Raw genomic sequence first — 16,902 nt, 5'->3', positions numbered from 1 at the left:
CGAACTCAACGGAGAGAGCACATATGAAGCGTCGCAGTCTGATCAAGGCCTTCACCCTCAGCGCGTCCCTCGCGGCGATGGGCCTGAGCTGGAGCATCCAGGCCGCCGAGACCATCAAGGTCGGCATCCTGCATTCGCTGTCCGGGACCATGGCGATTTCCGAGACCTCGCTCAAGGACATGGCCCTGATGACCATCGAGCAGATCAACGCCAAGGGCGGGGTCAACGGCAAGCTGCTGGAGCCGGTGGTGGTCGACCCGGCATCGAACTGGCCACTGTTCGCCGAGAAGGGCCGCCAACTGCTGAGCCAGGACAAGGTCGCGGTGGTGTTCGGTTGCTGGACCTCGGTGTCGCGCAAGTCGGTGCTGCCGGTGTTCGAAGAGCTCAACGGCCTGCTGTTCTATCCGGTGCAGTATGAGGGCGAAGAGATGTCGCCCAACGTCTTCTACACCGGCGCCGCGCCGAACCAGCAGGCGATCCCGGCGGTGGAGTACCTGATGAGCGAAGAAGGCGGCGCGGCCAAGCGCTACTTCCTGCTCGGCACCGACTACGTCTACCCGCGCACCACCAACAAGATCCTGCGCGCCTTCCTGCACAGCAAGGGCGTGGCCGACAAGGATATCGAAGAGGTGTACACGCCGTTCGGCCACAGCGATTACCAGACCATCGTCGCCAACATCAAGAAGTTCTCCGCCGGCGGCAAGACCGCGGTGATCTCCACGGTCAACGGCGACTCCAACGTGCCCTTCTACAAGGAGCTGGCCAACCAGGGCCTGAAGGCCACCGAGGTGCCGGTGGTGGCCTTCTCCGTGGGCGAAGAAGAACTGCGCGGGATCGACACCAAGCCCTTGGTGGGTCACCTGGCGGCGTGGAACTACTTCGAGTCGGTGGATAACCCGGTCAACAGCCAGTTCGTCGCCGACTGGAAAGCCTACGCCAAGGCCAAGAACCTGCCGGGCGCCGACAAGGCGGTGACCAACGACCCGATGGAAGCCACCTATGTCGGCATCCATATGTGGGCCCAGGCGGTGGAAAAGGCCAAGTCCACCGATGTCGACAAGGTCCGCGAAGCCCTGGCCGGGCAGAGCTTCAAGGCGCCGTCGGGCTACACCCTGACCATGGACAAGACCAACCACCACCTGCACAAACCGGTAATGATCGGCGAGATCCAGGACGACGGGCAGTTCAACGTGGTCTGGGAGACCGAACAGCCGGTGCGGGCGCAGCCGTGGAGCCCGTTCATCCCGGGCAATGACAAGCGGCCGGATTATGCGGTGAAGGGTAACTGAGCCCATCGCGGGGCAAGCCCGCTCCAACCAGGGGGAGTAGCCCCCTGTAGGAGCGGGCTTGCCCCGCGATGAGGCCCACCAGCACACCACAAGGAAACCGCCATGCCCAAGGCCCTTCAGCGCCTCCTCCTCGGCCTGCTCCTGCTGCTGCCCCTGGCCGCCCAGGCCAGCGACGCCGACTACTTCATCACCGCCAAGGCCAACGAGCAGGCCCGCCTGCTCCAGGACTGGGCGGCGCAACCCGACCCGGGAAGGCTGCACCTGCTGACCTCCCTGCAGCAAGGCCGCATCGCCCCCGGCGACACCCGCAAGCTGCGCCTGAACAACCGACTGCGCGGCCTGGTAGACAATGCCCTGGCCAGCCACCAACTGCTCGGCGACGACCCGAGCGTGCGCCTGGCCGCCGCGCAACAACTGCAAAAAAGCGCACAACCGGCCCAGGTCGCCTTCCTCGACCGGCGCTTCGCCAGCGAGCCTGATACTGCGGTGCATGCCGCCCTGGGTCTGGCCCTGGCCAACCTGCAACTGGCCGACAGCGATCCCGCCGTGCGCCTGGCGGCGGTGCGCCTGCTCGGCGAAACCGGCGACCCCATGGCCCGCACCCGCCTCGAGGCGCTGCTCGAACCTGGCGTGGAAAGCGATGCCAGGGTACGCACCGCCGCCGAAACCAGCCTGGCCCAGGTCAAGCGCAAGCTGCTGTTCGGCGAACTGCTGGGCCAGGCCTTCAGCGGCTTGTCCCTGGGTTCGATCCTGCTGCTGGCGGCCCTGGGCCTGGCGATCACCTTCGGCCTGCTCGGGGTGATCAACATGGCCCATGGCGAGATGCTGATGCTCGGCGCCTATGCCACCTACGTGGTGCAGGTCCTGATACAGCGCTACGCACCAGGCGCCATCGAGTTCTACCCGCTGATCGCCCTGCCCGTGGCCTTCGCCGTCAGCGCCGGGGTCGGCATGCTGCTGGAGCGCACGGTGATCCGCCACCTCTACGGCCGCCCGCTGGAAACCCTGCTGGCCACCTGGGGCATCAGCCTGATCCTGATCCAGGCCATCCGCCTGCTGTTCGGCGCGCAGAACGTCGAAGTGGCCAACCCGGCCTGGCTGTCCGGCGGCATCCAGGTGCTGCCCAACCTGGTCCTACCGTACAGCCGTCTGGTGATCATCGGCTTTGCCCTGTCGGTGGTGCTGCTGACCTGGCTGCTGCTCAACCGCACGCGCCTGGGCCTGAACGTGCGCGCCGTGACCCAGAACCGCAACATGGCCGCCTGCTGCGGCGTGCCCACCGGACGCGTGGACATGCTCGCCTTTGGCCTGGGCTCAGGCATCGCCGGCCTCGGTGGCGTGGCCCTGAGCCAGATCGGCAACGTCGGCCCGGACCTGGGCCAGAGCTACATCATCGACTCCTTCCTGGTGGTGGTGCTCGGTGGCGTCGGCCAGCTCGCCGGCAGCCTGTGGGCGGCCTTCGGCCTAGGGATCGCCAACAAGCTGCTGGAGCCGCAGATCGGTGCGGTGCTCGGCAAGATCCTCATCCTTGCGCTGATCATTCTGTTCATCCAGAAACGCCCGCAAGGCCTCTTCGCACTCAAGGGACGGGTAATCGACTGATGAACCAGCCTCTGCTTGTAACCGCCAGCCACAAGGTCGGCCCGCGCTGGACCCTGGCCGTGGGCGCTGCGACCTTGCTGGTGCTGCTGGCCCTGCCGCTGCTGTCGCTGTTGCCCGACGGGCACAGCCTGCAGGTCTCGGCCTACACCCTGACCCTGGTCGGCAAGATCCTCTGCTATGCCATCGTCGCCCTGGCCCTGGACCTGGTCTGGGGCTATGCCGGGCTGCTGTCGCTGGGTCACGGCCTGTTCTTCGCGCTCGGTGGCTATGCCATGGGCATGTACCTGATGCGCGAAGCAGCCGGTGACGGCCTGCCGGCGTTCATGACCTTTCTGTCCTGGAGCGAGCTGCCCTGGTACTGGGCCGGCACCCAGCACTTCGCCTGGGCCTTGTGCCTGGTGGTGCTGGCGCCAGGATTGCTGGCGCTGCTGTTCGGCTTCTTCGCCTTCCGCTCGCGGATCAAGGGCGTGTACTTCTCGATCATGACCCAGGCCCTGACCTTCGCCGGCATGCTGCTGTTCTTTCGCAATGAAACCGGCTTTGGCGGCAACAACGGCTTCACCAACTTTCGCAGCATCCTCGGTTTCGACATCACCGCACAGAGCACCCGGGCAGTGCTGTTCCTGCTCACCGTGGCCTTGCTGGTAGCCAGCCTGTACCTGGGCTGGCGCCTGGCCCGGAGCAAGTTCGGCCGGGTCCTGACCGCACTGCGCGATGCCGAGAACCGCCTGATGTTCTGCGGCTACGACCCGCGGGGCTTCAAGCTCTTCGTCTGGGTGCTCAGTGCCGTGCTGTGCGGCCTGGCCGGGGCGCTGTACGTGCCGCAGGTGGGCATCATCAACCCCAGCGAAATGTCACCGACCAACTCCATCGAAGCCGCCGTGTGGGTCGCCCTGGGCGGGCGCGGCAGCCTGATCGGCCCCTTGCTCGGCGCAGGCCTGGTCAATGGCATGAAGAGCTGGTTCACCGTGGCCTTCCCGGAATACTGGCTGTTCTGCCTGGGGGCGCTGTTCATCCTGGTGACCTTGTACTTGCCCAAAGGCGTGGTCGGACTGTTGAAGAAAAGGGGCGAACAATGAGAGCCATACCACTGCCTCCGGCCCACCCAGAGTTCATGCTCGAACCCCTCCTCGATGGCGGCAGCGGCCGCGATGCCATCGGCCTTGGCCAGGTGCGCGGCGAGGGCCTGGACGTGCGTCACGGCACGGTCCTGACCCTGGAGGACATCCACGTCAGCTTCGACGGATTCAAGGCCCTGAACGCCCTGAACCTGTACATCGGCGTCGGCGAGCTGCGCTGCATCATCGGCCCCAATGGTGCGGGCAAGACCACCCTGATGGACGTGATCACCGGCAAGACCCGTCCCACCGGCGGCAAGGCCTGGTTCGGCGACACCCTGGACCTGACCCGCATGAGCGAAGTGCAGATTGCCCAGGCCGGCATCGGCCGCAAGTTCCAGAAACCCACGGTGTTCGAGGCCCTGAGCGTGTACGAGAACCTGGAGCTGGCGCAGAAGGCCGACAAGTCGGTGCTGGCCAGCCTGGTTGCGCGCCTGGGTGGCGAGCAGAAGGACCGCATCGATGAGGTCCTGCAGACCATACGCCTCAACGCTTCGGCACAACGCCCGGCCGGCTTGCTGTCCCACGGCCAGAAGCAGTTCCTGGAAATCGGCATGCTGCTGGTGCAGGACCCGCAACTGCTGCTGCTCGACGAACCGGTGGCCGGCATGACCGACGCCGAGACCGAATTCACCGCCGAACTGTTCAAGGGCCTGGCCGGCAAGCATTCGCTGATGGTGGTCGAGCACGACATGGGCTTTGTCGGCAGCATCGCCGACCACGTCACCGTGCTGCACCAGGGCAGCGTGCTGGCCGAGGGGTCGCTGGCACAGGTGCAGGCCGATGATCGGGTGATCGAGGTCTACCTGGGGCGGTGATTTCAGAGCATCGCGGGGCAAGCCCGCACAAACAACCAACGGACTGAAGACATGCTGAAAATCGACTCCCTGCACCAATACTACGGCGGCAGCCACATCCTGCGCGGCCTGTCCTTCGAGGCCCGGATCGGTGAGGTAACCTGCCTGCTGGGCCGCAACGGCGTCGGCAAGACCACCCTGCTGCGCTGCCTGATGGGCCTGTTGCCCACCCGCGAAGGCAGCGTGCATTGGGAAGGCCAGCCGATCACCGCGCTCAAGCCGCACCAGCGGGTCCAGGCCGGCATCGCCTACGTGCCCCAGGGCCGGGAAATCTTCCCGCGCCTGACGGTCGAGGAGAACCTGCTGATGGGCCTGTCACGCTTCCCGGCCAGCCAGGCGAAAAGCGTCCCGCCGTTCATCTACGAGCTGTTCCCGGTGCTGCTGCAGATGAAACACCGCCGCGGCGGCGACCTCTCCGGCGGCCAGCAGCAACAACTGGCGATCGGCCGCGCCCTGGCCAGCCAGCCCCGCCTGCTGATCCTCGATGAGCCGACCGAAGGCATCCAGCCCTCGGTGATCAAGGAAATCGGCGCGGTGATCGGCAAGCTGGCCACCCGCGGCGACATGGCGATCCTGCTGGTGGAGCAGTTCTACGACTTTGCCGCGGAACTTGCCGACCAGTACCTGGTGATGTCCCGCGGGGAAATCGTCCAGGCCGGCCGCGGCGAAAACATGGAGGCCGAGGGTGTGCGCGGCCTGGTAACCATTTAACCTGAAGACCACTTCGTACCTGTTCGAGAAGTAGCCATGACTTACCTGATCCGTGATGCCGTAACTGCCGATCTACCGGGCATTCGCGACATCTACAACGACGCGGTGCTCAACACCACGGCGATCTGGAATGAGCAACCCGTTGATCTGGCCAACCGCCAGGCCTGGTTCGATGCCCGCCAGGCCCAGCGCTACCCGATCCTGGTGGCCGTGGACGCCGTTGCAGGTGATGTGCTCGGCTATGCTTCATTCGGCGACTGGCGCCCCTTCGAGGGCTTTCGCCACACCGTCGAGCACTCGGTGTACATCCGCAGCGACCAGCGCGGCAACGGCCTGGGCCCTGCCCTGATGAGCGCCCTGATCGAACGCGCCCGCGCCTGCGACAAACATGTGATGGTCGCGGCCATCGAAAGCGGCAACGCGGCCTCGATCCGCCTGCACGAGCGCCTGGGGTTCACCCTCAACGGACAGATGCCCCAGGTGGGCGTGAAATTCGGCCGCTGGCTGGACCTGACCTTCATGCAGTTGATCCTCGATCCCGGCATGCCCCCACGATCCATGGAGTGACGCCCGATGAATGCTGCGCAACTCAACCGTGTGACCCATGAAAGCTTTGCCCACTACCGCGACGGCCTGGTGGCCTTGCTGCTCGATGCCGTGCGCCACGGTGCCTCGGTCGGCTTTCTGGCGGATATCGACGCACAGCAGGCCAACAGCTACTTCGACGAAGTGAAGCAGCGCCTGGCCAGCGGCGAGTTGTTGCTCTGGGTGGTTGGCAAAGACCAGGAAGTACTGGGCAGCGTGCAGCTGGCCTTGTGCCAGAAACCCAATGGCCTGAACCGCGCCGAGGTGCAGAAGCTGCTGGTGCACAGCGAGGCCCGGCGGCGTGGGCTGGGCCAGCAGTTGATGAAGGTGCTGGAGGCCGCGGCGGCGCAGAAGCAGCGCGGTATGTTGTACCTGGATACCGAGGCGGGCTCGGGGGCCGAGGCGTTCTACCGGTCGTTGGGGTACAGCAAGGCCGGTGAGATTCCGCAGTATGCCTGCGGGCCGGATGGGACCTATCGGGCAACGGCCCTGTATTACAAGCTGCTATAGGCGGTAGGGCCAATCGCAGGCTTCGCCAGCTCCCACACCCATGCCTTGTGGGAGCTGGCAAAGCCTGCGATCGAGTGCGCAGCACTCGCCAGGGACTACCCTTGCAGGAACCTGCCCAGGCGCTGCTTGAGCATCAGGTTCTCACTGCGCAACTGCTGCACCTCATCCAGCAGCTCCAGTGCCAGCGCCACCCCTTCCCACTCCAGCGCCAGATCGCGCTGCAGCTTGGCCGCGCGCTTGGCCAGCACCGGGGCCTGGTCGTCAAACAGCCACTCTTCCGGCGTTCGTCCGGAAGGTTCGACAATGCCGTGTTCGACGATTTCGATCACGTAGGCGGCCGGCAGATCGGCTTCCCGACAGAGGGTCTGCATGTCCAGTTGAACGACCAGGGTACTGCTCATGATCAGCTACTCCATTGTGTCCTCGGATTGAACGCCGCGTGTTGCGCCAGCTTGTTCCACAAGTCCTTGGTGGTGTCGTCGTTGTGGCTGGGCATGACCACCTTCAGTTGCGCATAGAGATCACCGCGCTGGCCCTGCTTGTTGGCCAGGCCCATGCCCTTGACCCGCAGGCGCTGGCCACTCTGGCTGTCGGCACGGATGGTCAGGTTGATCTTGCCGGTCAGGGTCGGCACCGCCACCTTGGTGCCCAGGGCAGCCTCCCAGGGCGCCAGCGGCACGGTGATGATCAGGTCATGACCTTCGACATCGAACAGCGGGTGCGGTGCCATGCGAATGGTCAGGAACAGGTCGCCGTTGGCGCCACCGCCGATGCCCGGCGCACCCTGGCCCTTGAGGCGGATCTTCTCGCCATCGCTGACCCCGGCCGGGATCTTCACGTTCAGGGTCTTGGTGGTAAAGCCGGTGCGCTGGCCGTGGGCGTTGTGCTGCGGCACCTGGAAGCTGATCTGCTTCGACTCGCTGGACAGGGTTTCTTCGAGGAAAATCGCCAGTTCCATTTCCACGTCCTGCCCTCGCCGACCGCTGCTGCGCTGCTGGCCGCGGCCAAATGGGTTGCCGTTGCCACCGCGCGAACCGAAGATCGAGCTGAAAAAGTCGGAGAAGTCGCCGCCCTCGAAGCCGCCGGAACTGCGGCTTTCCCAGCCGGGCGGGCCCTGGAAGGGGCGACCGTGCTGGCCGTACTTGCGCAGTTCGTCGTATTCGGCGCGTTTTTCCGGGCTGCCCAAGGCCTCATAGGCCTCGTTGGCCTCCTTGAATTTTTCCTCGGCGTCACGCTCTTTGCTGACGTCAGGGTGATACTTGCGCGCCAGCTTGCGATAGGCGGTCTTGATCGCCTTCTCGTCCGCCGTGGGCTCGACGCCAAGTATCTTGTAGTAGTCTTTGAAGTCCATCTAAGGAATCACCATCAATAGTTCGATGCTGCAGAAGATTGGGGTCAAGCATAGCCTTTCAAGGCGTCCTTGGGTTTGCGGCAAAGCAGATAATCGGTCTTGATTCTGCTGACGGCTGGCATAAACTGCGCGGCCGTTTTTCCCCCGGAAGTACATCCCATGAGTGACGCATCCCCGGCCCGTGCCTGCGGCATCGACTTCGGCACCTCCAACTCCACCGTCGGCTGGCATCGCCCGGGCGTGGAGTCGTTGATCGCCCTGGAAGACGGCAAGATCACCCTGCCGTCGGTGGTGTTCTTCAATATCGAGGAACGCCGCCCGGTGTACGGCCGCCTGGCCCTGCACGAGTACCTGGAAGGTTACGAAGGCCGGTTGATGCGCTCGCTCAAGAGCCTGCTGGGCTCCAAGCTGATCAAGCACGATACCAGCGTGCTGGGCACCGCCCTGCCGTTCAAGGACCTGCTGGGCATGTTCATCGGCGAGCTGAAAAAGCGCGCCGAAGCCAACGCCGGTCGTGCCTTCGATGAAGTGGTGCTGGGCCGCCCGGTGCATTTCGTCGACGACGACCAGGCCGCCGACCAGGAAGCCGAAGACACCCTGGCGGAGGTGGCGAAGAAGATCGGTTTCAAGGACGTGTCCTTCCAGTACGAGCCGATTGCCGCGGCCTTCGACTACGAGTCGAGCATCCAGGGCGAGGAGCTGGTGCTGATCGTCGACATCGGCGGTGGTACCTCCGACTTCTCGCTGGTGCGCCTGGCGCCGGAGCGGCACATGCTCGATGACCGTCACAGCGACATCCTCGCCACCGGCGGCGTGCACATCGGCGGTACCGATTTCGACAAGCAGCTGAGCCTGCAGGGCGTGATGCCACTGTTCGGCTACGGCAGCCGGATGAAAAGCGGCGCCTTCATGCCCACCAGCCACCACATGAACCTGGCCACCTGGCACACCATCAACTCGGTGTACTCGCAAAAATCCCAGCTGGCCCTGGGCAGCATGCGCTACGACATCGAAGACACCGACGGCATCGACCGCCTGTTCAAGCTGATCGAACAGCGTGCCGGCCACTGGCTGGCGATGGAAGTGGAAGAAACCAAGATCGAACTGACCCACAACGACCGTCGCTTGGTCGACCTCAAGCGGGTCGAGTCGGGACTGAGCGTGGAGCTGACCCGGGCCTTGTTCGAAGAGTCGATCGACAACCTGCTCGAGCGCGTGCGTGGCAGTGTCAGCGAGCTGCTGGCCAAGGCCGGCGTGGGTGTCGAGCAGGTCGACACGGTGTTCTTCACCGGCGGTTCAAGCGGCATTCCGGCATTGCGCCAGAGCGTGGCGGCGATGCTGCCCAATGCCCGGCATGTCGAAGGCAACATCTTCGGCAGCATCGGCAGCGGTTTGGCGATCGAGGCGCGCAAGCGTTACGGCTGAGGCCCTATCGCGGGGCAAGCCCGCTCCCACCGACTGAACTGCACCCCAAACCCATCCAACCTTTGGGGGGGCAGTTCAGACCCGGTGGGAGCAGGCTTGCCCCGCGATCAAACTTCACACCAATTCAGCCTGCCTCAACTCACTCTTCAAATAGGCGTAATAGATCGGCCCCGCCACCACCCCCGGCAAGCCGAACGCCGACTCGCACACCAGCATCGCCAGCAGCAGTTCCCAGGACTTGGCGCTGATCTGCCCGCCGACAATCCGTGCGTTGAGGAAATACTCGACCTTGTGGATAACAATCAGATAGCCCAACGCCGCCATGGCCACCCAGATCGACAGCGACAGGCCGACGATGGTGATCAGGGTGTTGGACATCAGGTTGCCGATCACCGGCAGCAGGCCGAGCAGGAAGGTCAGCACGATCAGGGTCTTGGTCAGCGGCAGGTGCACGTCGAACAGCGGCAGCACCACGGCCAGGAAGATCCCGGTGAAGAAGGTGTTGAGCAGCGAGATCTTGATCTGCGCGAAGACAATGTTGCGAAACGCCTGCACCAGCAGCGCCAGGCGGTTGAACAGGGCCGCCGCCAGGGGCTTGCGCCGGGAGATGTCGGGAATGCGCTGCAGGGCGACGATGGCGCCGAGGATCATGCCGATCAGCAGGGTGACGAAGGTGTGCGCCGCGCCCTTGCCCACCAGTTGCAGTTCGCCCAGGTGGGTCTTGAGCCATTCCCCGATGGCCACCTTGAACTCGGCGGCGCTGGCCGGCAGGTAGGCATCGACGAACGGCGGCAACTGCCCGCGGGCCCGGTCCACCAGAAGCATGAACTTGTCCAGCGAGGCGCCAGGGTTCTCGGCCTCGTGCAACAGGAAGCTGATGGCGCCGGCGAACAGCAAGGTCAGGGTGCTGACCACCAGGGTGCCGAGCAAGGCTACCGCCAGCCAGCGCGCACGCTCCCCGGCAATCAGGTGCTGCAGCTTGGGCGTGAGCATGTTGACCAGTTCGAACACCAGCAGGCCGGCCAACAGGCTCGGCAACAGCTTGAGCGGCAACGCCAGCAGCAGGCCGGCGAACACAATGATCCAACTGGCCATTTTGATCTGGCGCGGAGTAAAGGTCATACAACCTCAAGGGTCGACTGCGGGAAAAAACGCAGTCTGCCAGCCTTCGCCGGGCAGGCATAGAGGCACGGCCGCTGCGCTGGCAGCGGCTGACCCGGGTCAGCGCCAGGGCGTCATTTTTTCTTCAGGCAGTCGCTCATGAACGCCTTGCGCTCGTCGCCCTTGAGGGCCTTGGTGGTGGCGTCGGCATTGCAGAGGGTCATCTTTTCCTGCTGCGTAGGTGGCTTGGCCTTCAGGCAGTTGCTCATGAATGCCTTGCGCTCGTCACCCTTGAGGGCCTTGGCAGTGGCGTCGGCGTTGCAGGTGGTCATCTTTTCCTGCTGCGCGGTGGCGGCAAAGCCTTGCGAACACATCAACAGGCCCAACAGCAGTAACGGCACACGCACCAATTTCATGGCGTTCTCTCCTTGTCGCCGCGCCCTGTGCGCAGCCTCGCCGTGAGTGTAGACAAGAATTCCTACACCCCTTGGGCACGGGCCTGGCGCCGGTAGTGCTCCGGGGTGCAGTGGGCGTGGCGCTGGAACATGGCGATAAAGGCCGAGGGGCTGCTGTAGCCCAGGTCGAAGGCAATCTGCTGGATCGGCAGGTTGTGCTCCAGCGCCTCGATGGCCTTGAGAAAACGCAGGCGTAGTTTCCACTCGCCGAAACTCATGCCCAGTTCGCGCAGAAACTGCCGGGCCAGGGTGCGCTCGCTGACATGCACGGTGGCCGCCCAGGCGGCCAGCGGTCGGTTGTCACCCGGCTCGGCGTGCAGGGCCTGGAGCACTCCGTGCAGGCCGGCGCTGCGGGCATAGGGCAGAAAGCAGGTCTGGGTCGGCGCCTGGCGCAGTTGATCCACCAGCACCTGGGCCAGGCGGCGGTCTGCCTCGTCCTCGGGGATCTTCACGTCGCGCCGGGCAAAGTCGCCGAGAATGGCCTTGAGGATCTCGCTGATCACCAGGGTGCAGGGCTGCGCGGGCAAGGCCCGGCACAGCTCGCGGTCCAGGTAGACCGAGCGGTAGACGATGGCCTGGGGGTTGTAGCAGCTGTGCTCGGTGTCCGGCGGCACCCACACCGCGTAGTGCGGCGGCGAGACGAAGCGCTGGCCGTCGATGTCCAGGTGCATGATGCCGTGGGCCGCATAGTTGAGCTGCCCCCAGGCGTGCCGATGTGCCGGGCTGTGGGTGTCGGCGCCGAACTCGTCGTAGCGCAGGTACACCGGCGACGGCAGGGTGTCGAACTGCGGAATGGTGATGACTTTATCGGACATGCTGTCTGGATCGATGGGTGAGTTGTCTGGATACAAGTATAAGCAACGGAACAGACAAAGGGATAATGGCGCCTGTTTTCCCCCAAGAGCTTCTGTTTGATGAATTATGCGTTCCCCTTGCTGGCCATCCTGATCTGGGCCGGCAACACCGTGGTCACCAAGCTGTCGGCCGGTGCGATCTTTCCCGCCGAGATCGGCTTCTACCGCTGGTTGCTGGCCGGGTTGCTGTTCACCCCCTTCCTGCTGCGGCCGCTGCTGCGCCACTGGCCCGAAATCCGCCCGAACCTGGGCAAGATCTTCATCCTCGGTGTACTGGGCATGGCGGTGTACCAGAGCCTGGCGTACTTTGCCGCGGGCATCACCAGTGCCACCAACATGGGTATCATTCTCTCGCTGATGCCCTTGATGTCCCTGGCCATGGCCATCGTCAGCCTGGGCCAGCGCCTGAGCTACGGCGCCCTGGCCGGCGCGCTGGTGTCCTTGATCGGCGTGTTGCTGGTGGTCTCGGCCGGTGACCTGAGCGTGTTGCTACAGCACGGCCTCAACGGTGGCGATGCACTGATGCTGGTCGCCACCCTGGCCTATGCGCTGTACAGCACCCTGCTGAAAAAATGGCAGTTGCGCCTGCCGCCCCTGCTCCTGCTGTACCTGCAGGTACTGGTGGCGATCATTGTGCTGTTGCCGTTGTTCCTGTTCTCGGACAAGACCGGCCTTGGCCGTGGCAACATCGGCCTGGTGCTGTACGCCTGCGTGCTGGCCTCGATGGTCGCGCCGCTGGTGTGGATGCAGGCGGTCCATCGCCTGGGGCCCAGTCGCACCACGCTGTTCTTCAACCTGCTGCCTGCCGTCACTGCCGTGATCGCCGCCCTGGTACTCGATGAGCAACTGGCGCTGTATCACCTGGTCGGCGGCCTGCTGACCCTGGCCGGGGTGATCCTGGCCGAACGCTGGAAAACCCCGGTGCGCCGCGCCGGCGTCATAGCCCCGCAGCCTTGAGCCGGGCCGCGTGCTCGGTGAACAGCCGCAGCGGATCGGCGCCCTTGCCCACCGCGCCCAATGAGTGATTGACGATGTCCAGGTGATCCAGCGGGTAGTCGTCGCCGATCACCTGGCCCAAGTGCGAGCTGTAGCGCCCGACCATGCCATCGCACTGCCCGGCCTCGCGCACGAAGCTGCGGGCGTACAGGCGACAGAGCAGATTGCTGCCATCCAGGCGGTTCAGGCCGCGATCGGTCAGCCCCGGCTGCAAGGTGCCGGACCAGGAGTAGTAGCGCACGCCATTGACCTCCCCCGGCCCCTCGCCACCCCAGGTGGTGGGCAGGCCCTGTGGATAAGCCTGGTTGAACAGGGCGACGCCGGCACTGGTCAGCGAATGGTGCGAGGCATGCACGTCGATGGGCAGTTTCGGTCCGCGCCAGCCGGTTTCCAGCCAACCCATCAGCACGCCCAGGCCATGCAGCGACGCCTTGAGCAAACGTCCGCGCGCGGAGTCGGCGGGATACTTGCGTCCTACGTAGTCGGCCAGCTCCGAGCCGTGGTTAGGGCCGGCGATGGAGGTCACCGAGGCCACCCACTCCGGGCGTTTGGCCGCCGCATAGCGCGCGGTCAAAGCGCCCTGGCTGTGGCCCAGCAGGTTGACCTTGTCGGCACCGCTGCGCCGGCGAATATCCTCGATGATCCGCAGTAACTGTTCGCCACGCACCTCGCAAGAGTTGAGGGGTGAGACCTGGATGGCATAGACCTGCGACCCGCCCTGACGCAGCGCCTGGACGATGCCGAACCAGTAGGGATACAGCAGCAGGCGGACGAAGCCGAGCATGCCCGGCACCAGCACCAGTGGATAACGCGTGGCGAGCCCTTCGGCCATGGCTGCATTCCCCCGCTCCGTGGACAGTCATCCCTCACACTACAGGCACAACTCTGGCTCTCGCAATCGAACTCCAGGGGAGGCTGCGGATCAAACTCATCAGACCTTCAGCAAGGATATGAATCATGTTCAGAAAGACCCTGGCAATCCTCTTGGCCACCACCGCCCTGAGCGCCTGCGGCAGCCGTCCGGAAAACCCGGTGGATTACGTCACCTACCGCAACGCGCCGCTGGTCAAGCAGGTGAAGAACGGCATGACCCTGCAGCAGGTGAACACCATCGGTGGCCGCCCGTCCACGGTCGTCAAACTGCCCCATGGCGGCACCTGCAACAACTACATCCTCAACCGCGAAGGCCATCAACAGGCCTACTACGTGCGCTTCGACGCCAGCGGGCATGTCGACGACAAGGGATTCAAGACCTGCGCACAACGCCAGAAAGACGAAGATGCCGTGAATGAGGTCATGCCCACTGCGTGATGCCCGGCGGCCCCATCGCAGGCTGCGCCAGCTCCCACAGGGCACCCGGCTGGCCAGCGGGGCTCTCAGCCTCCCCCGTCAGCCAGCCTTGTCCGCCTTCATATGCTCCAGCAACGGCTTGCACTGGTTCGGCACATCGCCGCCCGGCGCCACCAGCGCCAGCAACCCGGCCGCTGGGCCGATCACCACGCCCAGGGCCACCATCCCCGCCCCGCGCAAGGCCAGCGGCACCGCTTGAACGCCAGCGTCCGGCTTGGCAAAGGGACCGCGCACATACAGCGGCGAGCGCAGCGAAAGCAGGCGCACGCCCTTGGACTCGGGGTTGATCTTCAGGTCCAACTGCTCGCTGGCGAAGTTGGCCGTACCGTTGATGTAGACGATCGCATTCTCGGTGTCGAAGACGAACAGGCGGGTCGTGGCCAGGCCATCCTTGATGCCGAAGTCGGCCGCAGCGCAGTTGATCTTCACGTCCTTGTCACCGAACAGCTGGCCCACCACATAGTTGCCCACGTTCAGGCCGGCGATCTCCATCAGGCCGCGACTGATGGCGCCGTCGTTGATCAGCATCTTCAGCTCGCCATTGGCGGTCCCCAGCAGCTTGGCCACCGAATTGCCCCGACCACTGAGCTCGGCGTCGCCATTGAGCTCGCCAAAACTGGTCTTCATCGGCTCGAAGGTCGGGAACAGTTGCTTGAGCTTGAAGCCACGGGCGTTGAGCCGGGCCTGCCCCTGCAAGGGCGCGGTACGTCCGTCCAGGCGCACCTGGGCATCCAGCTTTCCGCCCGCCACGCCAAAACGCAGCGGCTCCAGGTGCAGTACGCCATCGTCGAGGATGACGTGGCTGGACAGGTCGGTGAACGGCAGGTCCTGGTTGTGCACGATGCGCTTGCCGCTGAAGGTCACGTCGGCATCCATGCTGCGCCAGCGTTCGGTGCGAAACTCCTCGACCGGCAGTACCTTGCCCGCCGGTTGCCTGCTGGCGCCGCCACGGGCCTGCTGTTGGGCATTGGAGTCGGCACCGATCAGCGGCGCCAGGTCCTTGAACAGCAACTGGTTGGACACCAGGTTGCCGCTGAGTTTGGGCCGTGGCTGGCTCGACACGAAGGTCAGGTCGCCATGGATATCACTGTCGCCGATCTTGCCGTTGAAGCCTTCATAGCGGAATTGCGCACCACCTGGCTCATGCAGTTTGGCCTGCAGACGGCCATCGGTGGTATAGGCAGGAGAGTCCGGCAGGGTCACACCGATCAAGGGGTAGAGATTGCCAAGGCTGGTGCCCGACAGCCGCAGGCGCAGGTCCAGGGCGCCGAGGTTGCGAGGATCGGTCAGGGCGCCGGCCACGGCGATACGGGTATCGGCGATCTGCAGGTCGGCCTGCAACGGGAAGGGCTGGCTGGCGTCCTGCAGCGCCAGCAGGCCGCCGATCTTGCCCGTTCCGGAAAGCGCCTGGCCCTTGTAGCGGCCTTTGACCTTGAGGCCAAAGGCATAGTCCTGGGCGACGCCGGTTTTCTGTGCCGTGGCCTTGCCGACGATGTCACTGAACGGGATCGGCTTGCCCAGTGGATCGATCAGGACATCGAGGCTGGTTGTCAGGGTCTGGTCCTCGAAACTGACCTGGCCCTTGTCGAAGCCGATGACGCCGATGTCCAGCACCCAGGCTGACGGCTCGGCCTGCGCGTCCTTGGGCGCGAATTCGAAGGTCCAGTTGGCCCGGCCGTCAGCCAGGCGCTTGAGGTTGCCAGTGGGCTGGTTCAGGTCGATGCGCGGGATGACGATCTGCTGGAACAGCAACGGCAAGGGCGCCAGGCGAAACTCGACACGCTTGAGGCTGAGCATCTGCGGCTCCTTGAGCCAGTCCGGGTTGCCCAGGGTCAGGTCCTGGGCGATGAAGCGCGGCCAGGGCAGCCAGGCACGCCAGCCGCCCTGCTCGGGTTCGCGCTGCCAGCGCACTTCCAGGTTGCCATTGATGGCGAAAGGCCGATGCAGGGCTTCGGACACCTTGGCATTGAGGGTCGGCTTGATGCGGTTCCAGTCGAATGTCGCGATCACGACCAGCAGTAACGTCAGCACCAGCAGCAGGCTGGCGAGGGTCCAGGTGAGGAGTCGGGCGGGACGCGTCATTGCATGAATCTCCTGACGACCACAATGGCGAACGTGGGCGTATTGATGGCACTTATTCTTGGGACTGATGAAACGCCCAGGGGTTTAACCGGTAGTGATGATTCCGGGATTTTTTCCGCTTTTTTTCCCGCCTTGCCATTCGCCCGGGCGCCTGGAAAGGCCCGGCGATCGTGCTGAAACAACCGGCCTAGAGCCTGCGCTCCAAAGCATCATTTCCATCAATTGTCACCATTAGCCTTATGAACTTCTATCTGGCGCCCTCGAGCGTAGCATTGGCCCCGTACCCACTTTCCAGCCCCTCCAAGGAGCACCGAACGATGAAACGCCAACTGCTGCTGAGCCTGTCCCTGTCCATCCTGGCCGCCAATGCCTTTGCCATTCCTGCCAGCGAACAAAACCTGACCGCCGAATCCCGTTCCAGCTCGACGGTGATCTCGCAACCGCTGAACACCCTGGCCGAAGGTGGTTCGGATCGCCTGCTGGAACGCAACCGTGTAGCCGAAGGTGGCTCCGACCGTCTGCTGGAACGCAACCGCGTCGCCGAAGGTGGCTCCGACCGTCTGCTGGAACGCAACCGCGTCGCCGAAGGTGGCTCCGACCGTCTGCTGGAACGCAA

Annotated in this window: 18 protein-coding genes; 11 read left to right on the top strand and 7 right to left on the bottom strand. The window is 64.5% G+C overall.

What is annotated here, in order from left to right:
• Nucleotides 1-23 precede the first annotated feature (23 nt).
• The 7 genes from urtA to M2D63_RS14060 all read left to right on the top strand — a co-directional run bounded on the left by urtA (nucleotide 24) and on the right by M2D63_RS14060 (nucleotide 6,672).
• Nucleotides 24-1,289 carry an urea ABC transporter substrate-binding protein gene (gene urtA / locus M2D63_RS14090; protein WP_285863542.1) on the top strand — a complete coding sequence of 422 codons (1,266 nt, stop codon included), beginning with the start codon at nucleotides 24-26 and terminating at the stop codon, nucleotides 1,287-1,289.
• A gap of 102 nt (nucleotides 1,290-1,391) precedes the next feature.
• Nucleotides 1,392-2,891 (top strand): urea ABC transporter permease subunit UrtB, encoded by a 1,500-nt coding sequence (gene urtB, locus M2D63_RS14085; RefSeq protein WP_285863541.1) that lies wholly within the window; start codon nucleotides 1,392-1,394, stop codon nucleotides 2,889-2,891.
• On the top strand, nucleotides 2,891-3,970 hold the full coding sequence (gene urtC, locus M2D63_RS14080) for an urea ABC transporter permease subunit UrtC (RefSeq protein WP_285863540.1): 1,080 nt from the start codon (nucleotides 2,891-2,893) through the stop codon (nucleotides 3,968-3,970). Before urtB ends, urtC begins: the two co-directional genes overlap by 1 nt.
• Nucleotides 3,967-4,827, top strand: a complete 861-nt coding sequence (gene urtD / locus M2D63_RS14075; RefSeq protein ID WP_285863539.1) for an urea ABC transporter ATP-binding protein UrtD — start codon at nucleotides 3,967-3,969, stop codon at nucleotides 4,825-4,827. The genes urtC and urtD overlap by 4 nt, the downstream gene beginning before the upstream one ends.
• Before the next feature lie 51 nt (nucleotides 4,828-4,878).
• Complete coding sequence (gene urtE / locus M2D63_RS14070; protein WP_285863538.1) at nucleotides 4,879-5,577, top strand: urea ABC transporter ATP-binding subunit UrtE; 699 nt, start codon at nucleotides 4,879-4,881, stop codon at nucleotides 5,575-5,577.
• A gap of 36 nt (nucleotides 5,578-5,613) precedes the next feature.
• Complete coding sequence (locus tag M2D63_RS14065) at nucleotides 5,614-6,144, top strand: GNAT family N-acetyltransferase (protein WP_285863537.1); 531 nt, start codon at nucleotides 5,614-5,616, stop codon at nucleotides 6,142-6,144.
• Nucleotides 6,145-6,150: 6 nt separating this feature from the next.
• The gene (locus M2D63_RS14060) at nucleotides 6,151-6,672 is read left to right on the top strand and encodes a GNAT family N-acetyltransferase (protein ID WP_285863536.1); all 522 of its coding nucleotides are present in this window, start codon (nucleotides 6,151-6,153) and stop codon (nucleotides 6,670-6,672) included.
• A 95-nt stretch (nucleotides 6,673-6,767) separates the two neighbouring features.
• On the opposite strand, the gene M2D63_RS14055 is transcribed toward M2D63_RS14060, so the two are convergent.
• Nucleotides 6,768-7,073 carry a chaperone modulator CbpM gene (locus tag M2D63_RS14055; RefSeq protein ID WP_285863535.1) on the bottom strand — a complete coding sequence of 102 codons (306 nt, stop codon included), beginning with the start codon at nucleotides 7,071-7,073 and terminating at the stop codon, nucleotides 6,768-6,770.
• 2 nt (nucleotides 7,074-7,075) lie between these two features.
• The gene (gene cbpA / locus M2D63_RS14050) at nucleotides 7,076-8,023 is read right to left on the bottom strand and encodes a curved DNA-binding protein (RefSeq protein WP_285863534.1); all 948 of its coding nucleotides are present in this window, start codon (nucleotides 8,021-8,023) and stop codon (nucleotides 7,076-7,078) included.
• Between the two features lie 159 nt (nucleotides 8,024-8,182).
• Between cbpA and M2D63_RS14045 the strand changes: the two genes are divergently transcribed.
• Complete coding sequence (locus M2D63_RS14045) at nucleotides 8,183-9,448, top strand: Hsp70 family protein (RefSeq protein WP_285863533.1); 1,266 nt, start codon at nucleotides 8,183-8,185, stop codon at nucleotides 9,446-9,448.
• Nucleotides 9,449-9,562: 114 nt separating this feature from the next.
• On the opposite strand, the gene M2D63_RS14040 is transcribed toward M2D63_RS14045, so the two are convergent.
• The 3 genes from M2D63_RS14040 to M2D63_RS14030 all read right to left on the bottom strand — a co-directional run bounded on the left by M2D63_RS14040 (nucleotide 9,563) and on the right by M2D63_RS14030 (nucleotide 11,819).
• Entirely contained in the window at nucleotides 9,563-10,570 is a 1,008-nt protein-coding gene (locus M2D63_RS14040) for an AI-2E family transporter (protein WP_285863532.1), read from the bottom strand.
• Between the two features lie 113 nt (nucleotides 10,571-10,683).
• Complete coding sequence (locus M2D63_RS14035; RefSeq protein WP_285863531.1) at nucleotides 10,684-10,965, bottom strand: PsiF family protein; 282 nt, start codon at nucleotides 10,963-10,965, stop codon at nucleotides 10,684-10,686.
• Nucleotides 10,966-11,027: 62 nt separating this feature from the next.
• Nucleotides 11,028-11,819 (bottom strand): helix-turn-helix transcriptional regulator, encoded by a 792-nt coding sequence (locus M2D63_RS14030; RefSeq protein ID WP_285863530.1) that lies wholly within the window; start codon nucleotides 11,817-11,819, stop codon nucleotides 11,028-11,030.
• Between the two features lie 99 nt (nucleotides 11,820-11,918).
• On the opposite strand from M2D63_RS14030, the gene M2D63_RS14025 reads away from it, so the two are divergent.
• Nucleotides 11,919-12,815, top strand: a complete 897-nt coding sequence (locus tag M2D63_RS14025; protein WP_285863529.1) for a DMT family transporter — start codon at nucleotides 11,919-11,921, stop codon at nucleotides 12,813-12,815.
• Here the strand turns inward: M2D63_RS14025 and M2D63_RS14020 are convergent.
• Complete coding sequence (locus M2D63_RS14020) at nucleotides 12,796-13,686, bottom strand: triacylglycerol lipase (RefSeq protein WP_285863528.1); 891 nt, start codon at nucleotides 13,684-13,686, stop codon at nucleotides 12,796-12,798. The two genes, M2D63_RS14025 and M2D63_RS14020, sit on opposite strands and share 20 nt — an antisense overlap.
• 125 nt (nucleotides 13,687-13,811) lie before the next feature.
• On the opposite strand from M2D63_RS14020, the gene osmE reads away from it, so the two are divergent.
• A complete protein-coding gene (gene osmE, locus M2D63_RS14015) occupies nucleotides 13,812-14,165 on the top strand; it encodes an osmotically-inducible lipoprotein OsmE (RefSeq protein WP_285863527.1) in 354 nt (117 codons plus the stop codon).
• Between the two features lie 78 nt (nucleotides 14,166-14,243).
• On the opposite strand, the gene M2D63_RS14010 is transcribed toward osmE, so the two are convergent.
• On the bottom strand, nucleotides 14,244-16,286 hold the full coding sequence (locus M2D63_RS14010; RefSeq protein WP_285863526.1) for an AsmA family protein: 2,043 nt from the start codon (nucleotides 16,284-16,286) through the stop codon (nucleotides 14,244-14,246).
• Nucleotides 16,287-16,603: 317 nt separating this feature from the next.
• Here M2D63_RS14010 and M2D63_RS14005 point away from each other — a divergent pair.
• Nucleotides 16,604-16,902 (top strand): hypothetical protein (locus M2D63_RS14005; RefSeq protein ID WP_285863525.1); only part of this gene is annotated, 299 nt, incomplete at its 3' end.

It is taken from the genome of Pseudomonas sp. BJa5, from assembly GCF_030272875.2.
Taxonomy (GTDB): Bacteria; Pseudomonadota; Gammaproteobacteria; order Pseudomonadales; family Pseudomonadaceae; genus Aquipseudomonas.
Note: the sequence above shows the minus strand (reverse complement) of the source record. Positions and strands in the feature narration are given on the sequence as shown.

Coding starts and splice junctions, on each gene's coding strand:
- urtB (WP_285863541.1), top strand. CDS start 1,392: ATGCCCAAGGCCCTTCAGCGCCTCCTCCTCGGCCTGCTCCTGCTGCTG.
- M2D63_RS14060 (WP_285863536.1), top strand. CDS start 6,151: ATGAATGCTGCGCAACTCAACCGTGTGACCCATGAAAGCTTTGCCCAC.
- urtC (WP_285863540.1), top strand. CDS start 2,891: ATGAACCAGCCTCTGCTTGTAACCGCCAGCCACAAGGTCGGCCCGCGC.
- M2D63_RS14040 (WP_285863532.1), bottom strand. CDS start 10,570: ATGACCTTTACTCCGCGCCAGATCAAAATGGCCAGTTGGATCATTGTG.
- M2D63_RS14055 (WP_285863535.1), bottom strand. CDS start 7,073: ATGAGCAGTACCCTGGTCGTTCAACTGGACATGCAGACCCTCTGTCGG.
- M2D63_RS14020 (WP_285863528.1), bottom strand. CDS start 13,686: ATGGCCGAAGGGCTCGCCACGCGTTATCCACTGGTGCTGGTGCCGGGC.
- M2D63_RS14035 (WP_285863531.1), bottom strand. CDS start 10,965: ATGAAATTGGTGCGTGTGCCGTTACTGCTGTTGGGCCTGTTGATGTGT.
- urtE (WP_285863538.1), top strand. CDS start 4,879: ATGCTGAAAATCGACTCCCTGCACCAATACTACGGCGGCAGCCACATC.
- M2D63_RS14065 (WP_285863537.1), top strand. CDS start 5,614: ATGACTTACCTGATCCGTGATGCCGTAACTGCCGATCTACCGGGCATT.
- M2D63_RS14010 (WP_285863526.1), bottom strand. CDS start 16,286: ATGACGCGTCCCGCCCGACTCCTCACCTGGACCCTCGCCAGCCTGCTG.
- M2D63_RS14025 (WP_285863529.1), top strand. CDS start 11,919: ATGAATTATGCGTTCCCCTTGCTGGCCATCCTGATCTGGGCCGGCAAC.
- osmE (WP_285863527.1), top strand. CDS start 13,812: ATGTTCAGAAAGACCCTGGCAATCCTCTTGGCCACCACCGCCCTGAGC.
- M2D63_RS14030 (WP_285863530.1), bottom strand. CDS start 11,819: ATGTCCGATAAAGTCATCACCATTCCGCAGTTCGACACCCTGCCGTCG.
- urtA (WP_285863542.1), top strand. CDS start 24: ATGAAGCGTCGCAGTCTGATCAAGGCCTTCACCCTCAGCGCGTCCCTC.
- cbpA (WP_285863534.1), bottom strand. CDS start 8,023: ATGGACTTCAAAGACTACTACAAGATACTTGGCGTCGAGCCCACGGCG.
- M2D63_RS14045 (WP_285863533.1), top strand. CDS start 8,183: ATGAGTGACGCATCCCCGGCCCGTGCCTGCGGCATCGACTTCGGCACC.
- urtD (WP_285863539.1), top strand. CDS start 3,967: ATGAGAGCCATACCACTGCCTCCGGCCCACCCAGAGTTCATGCTCGAA.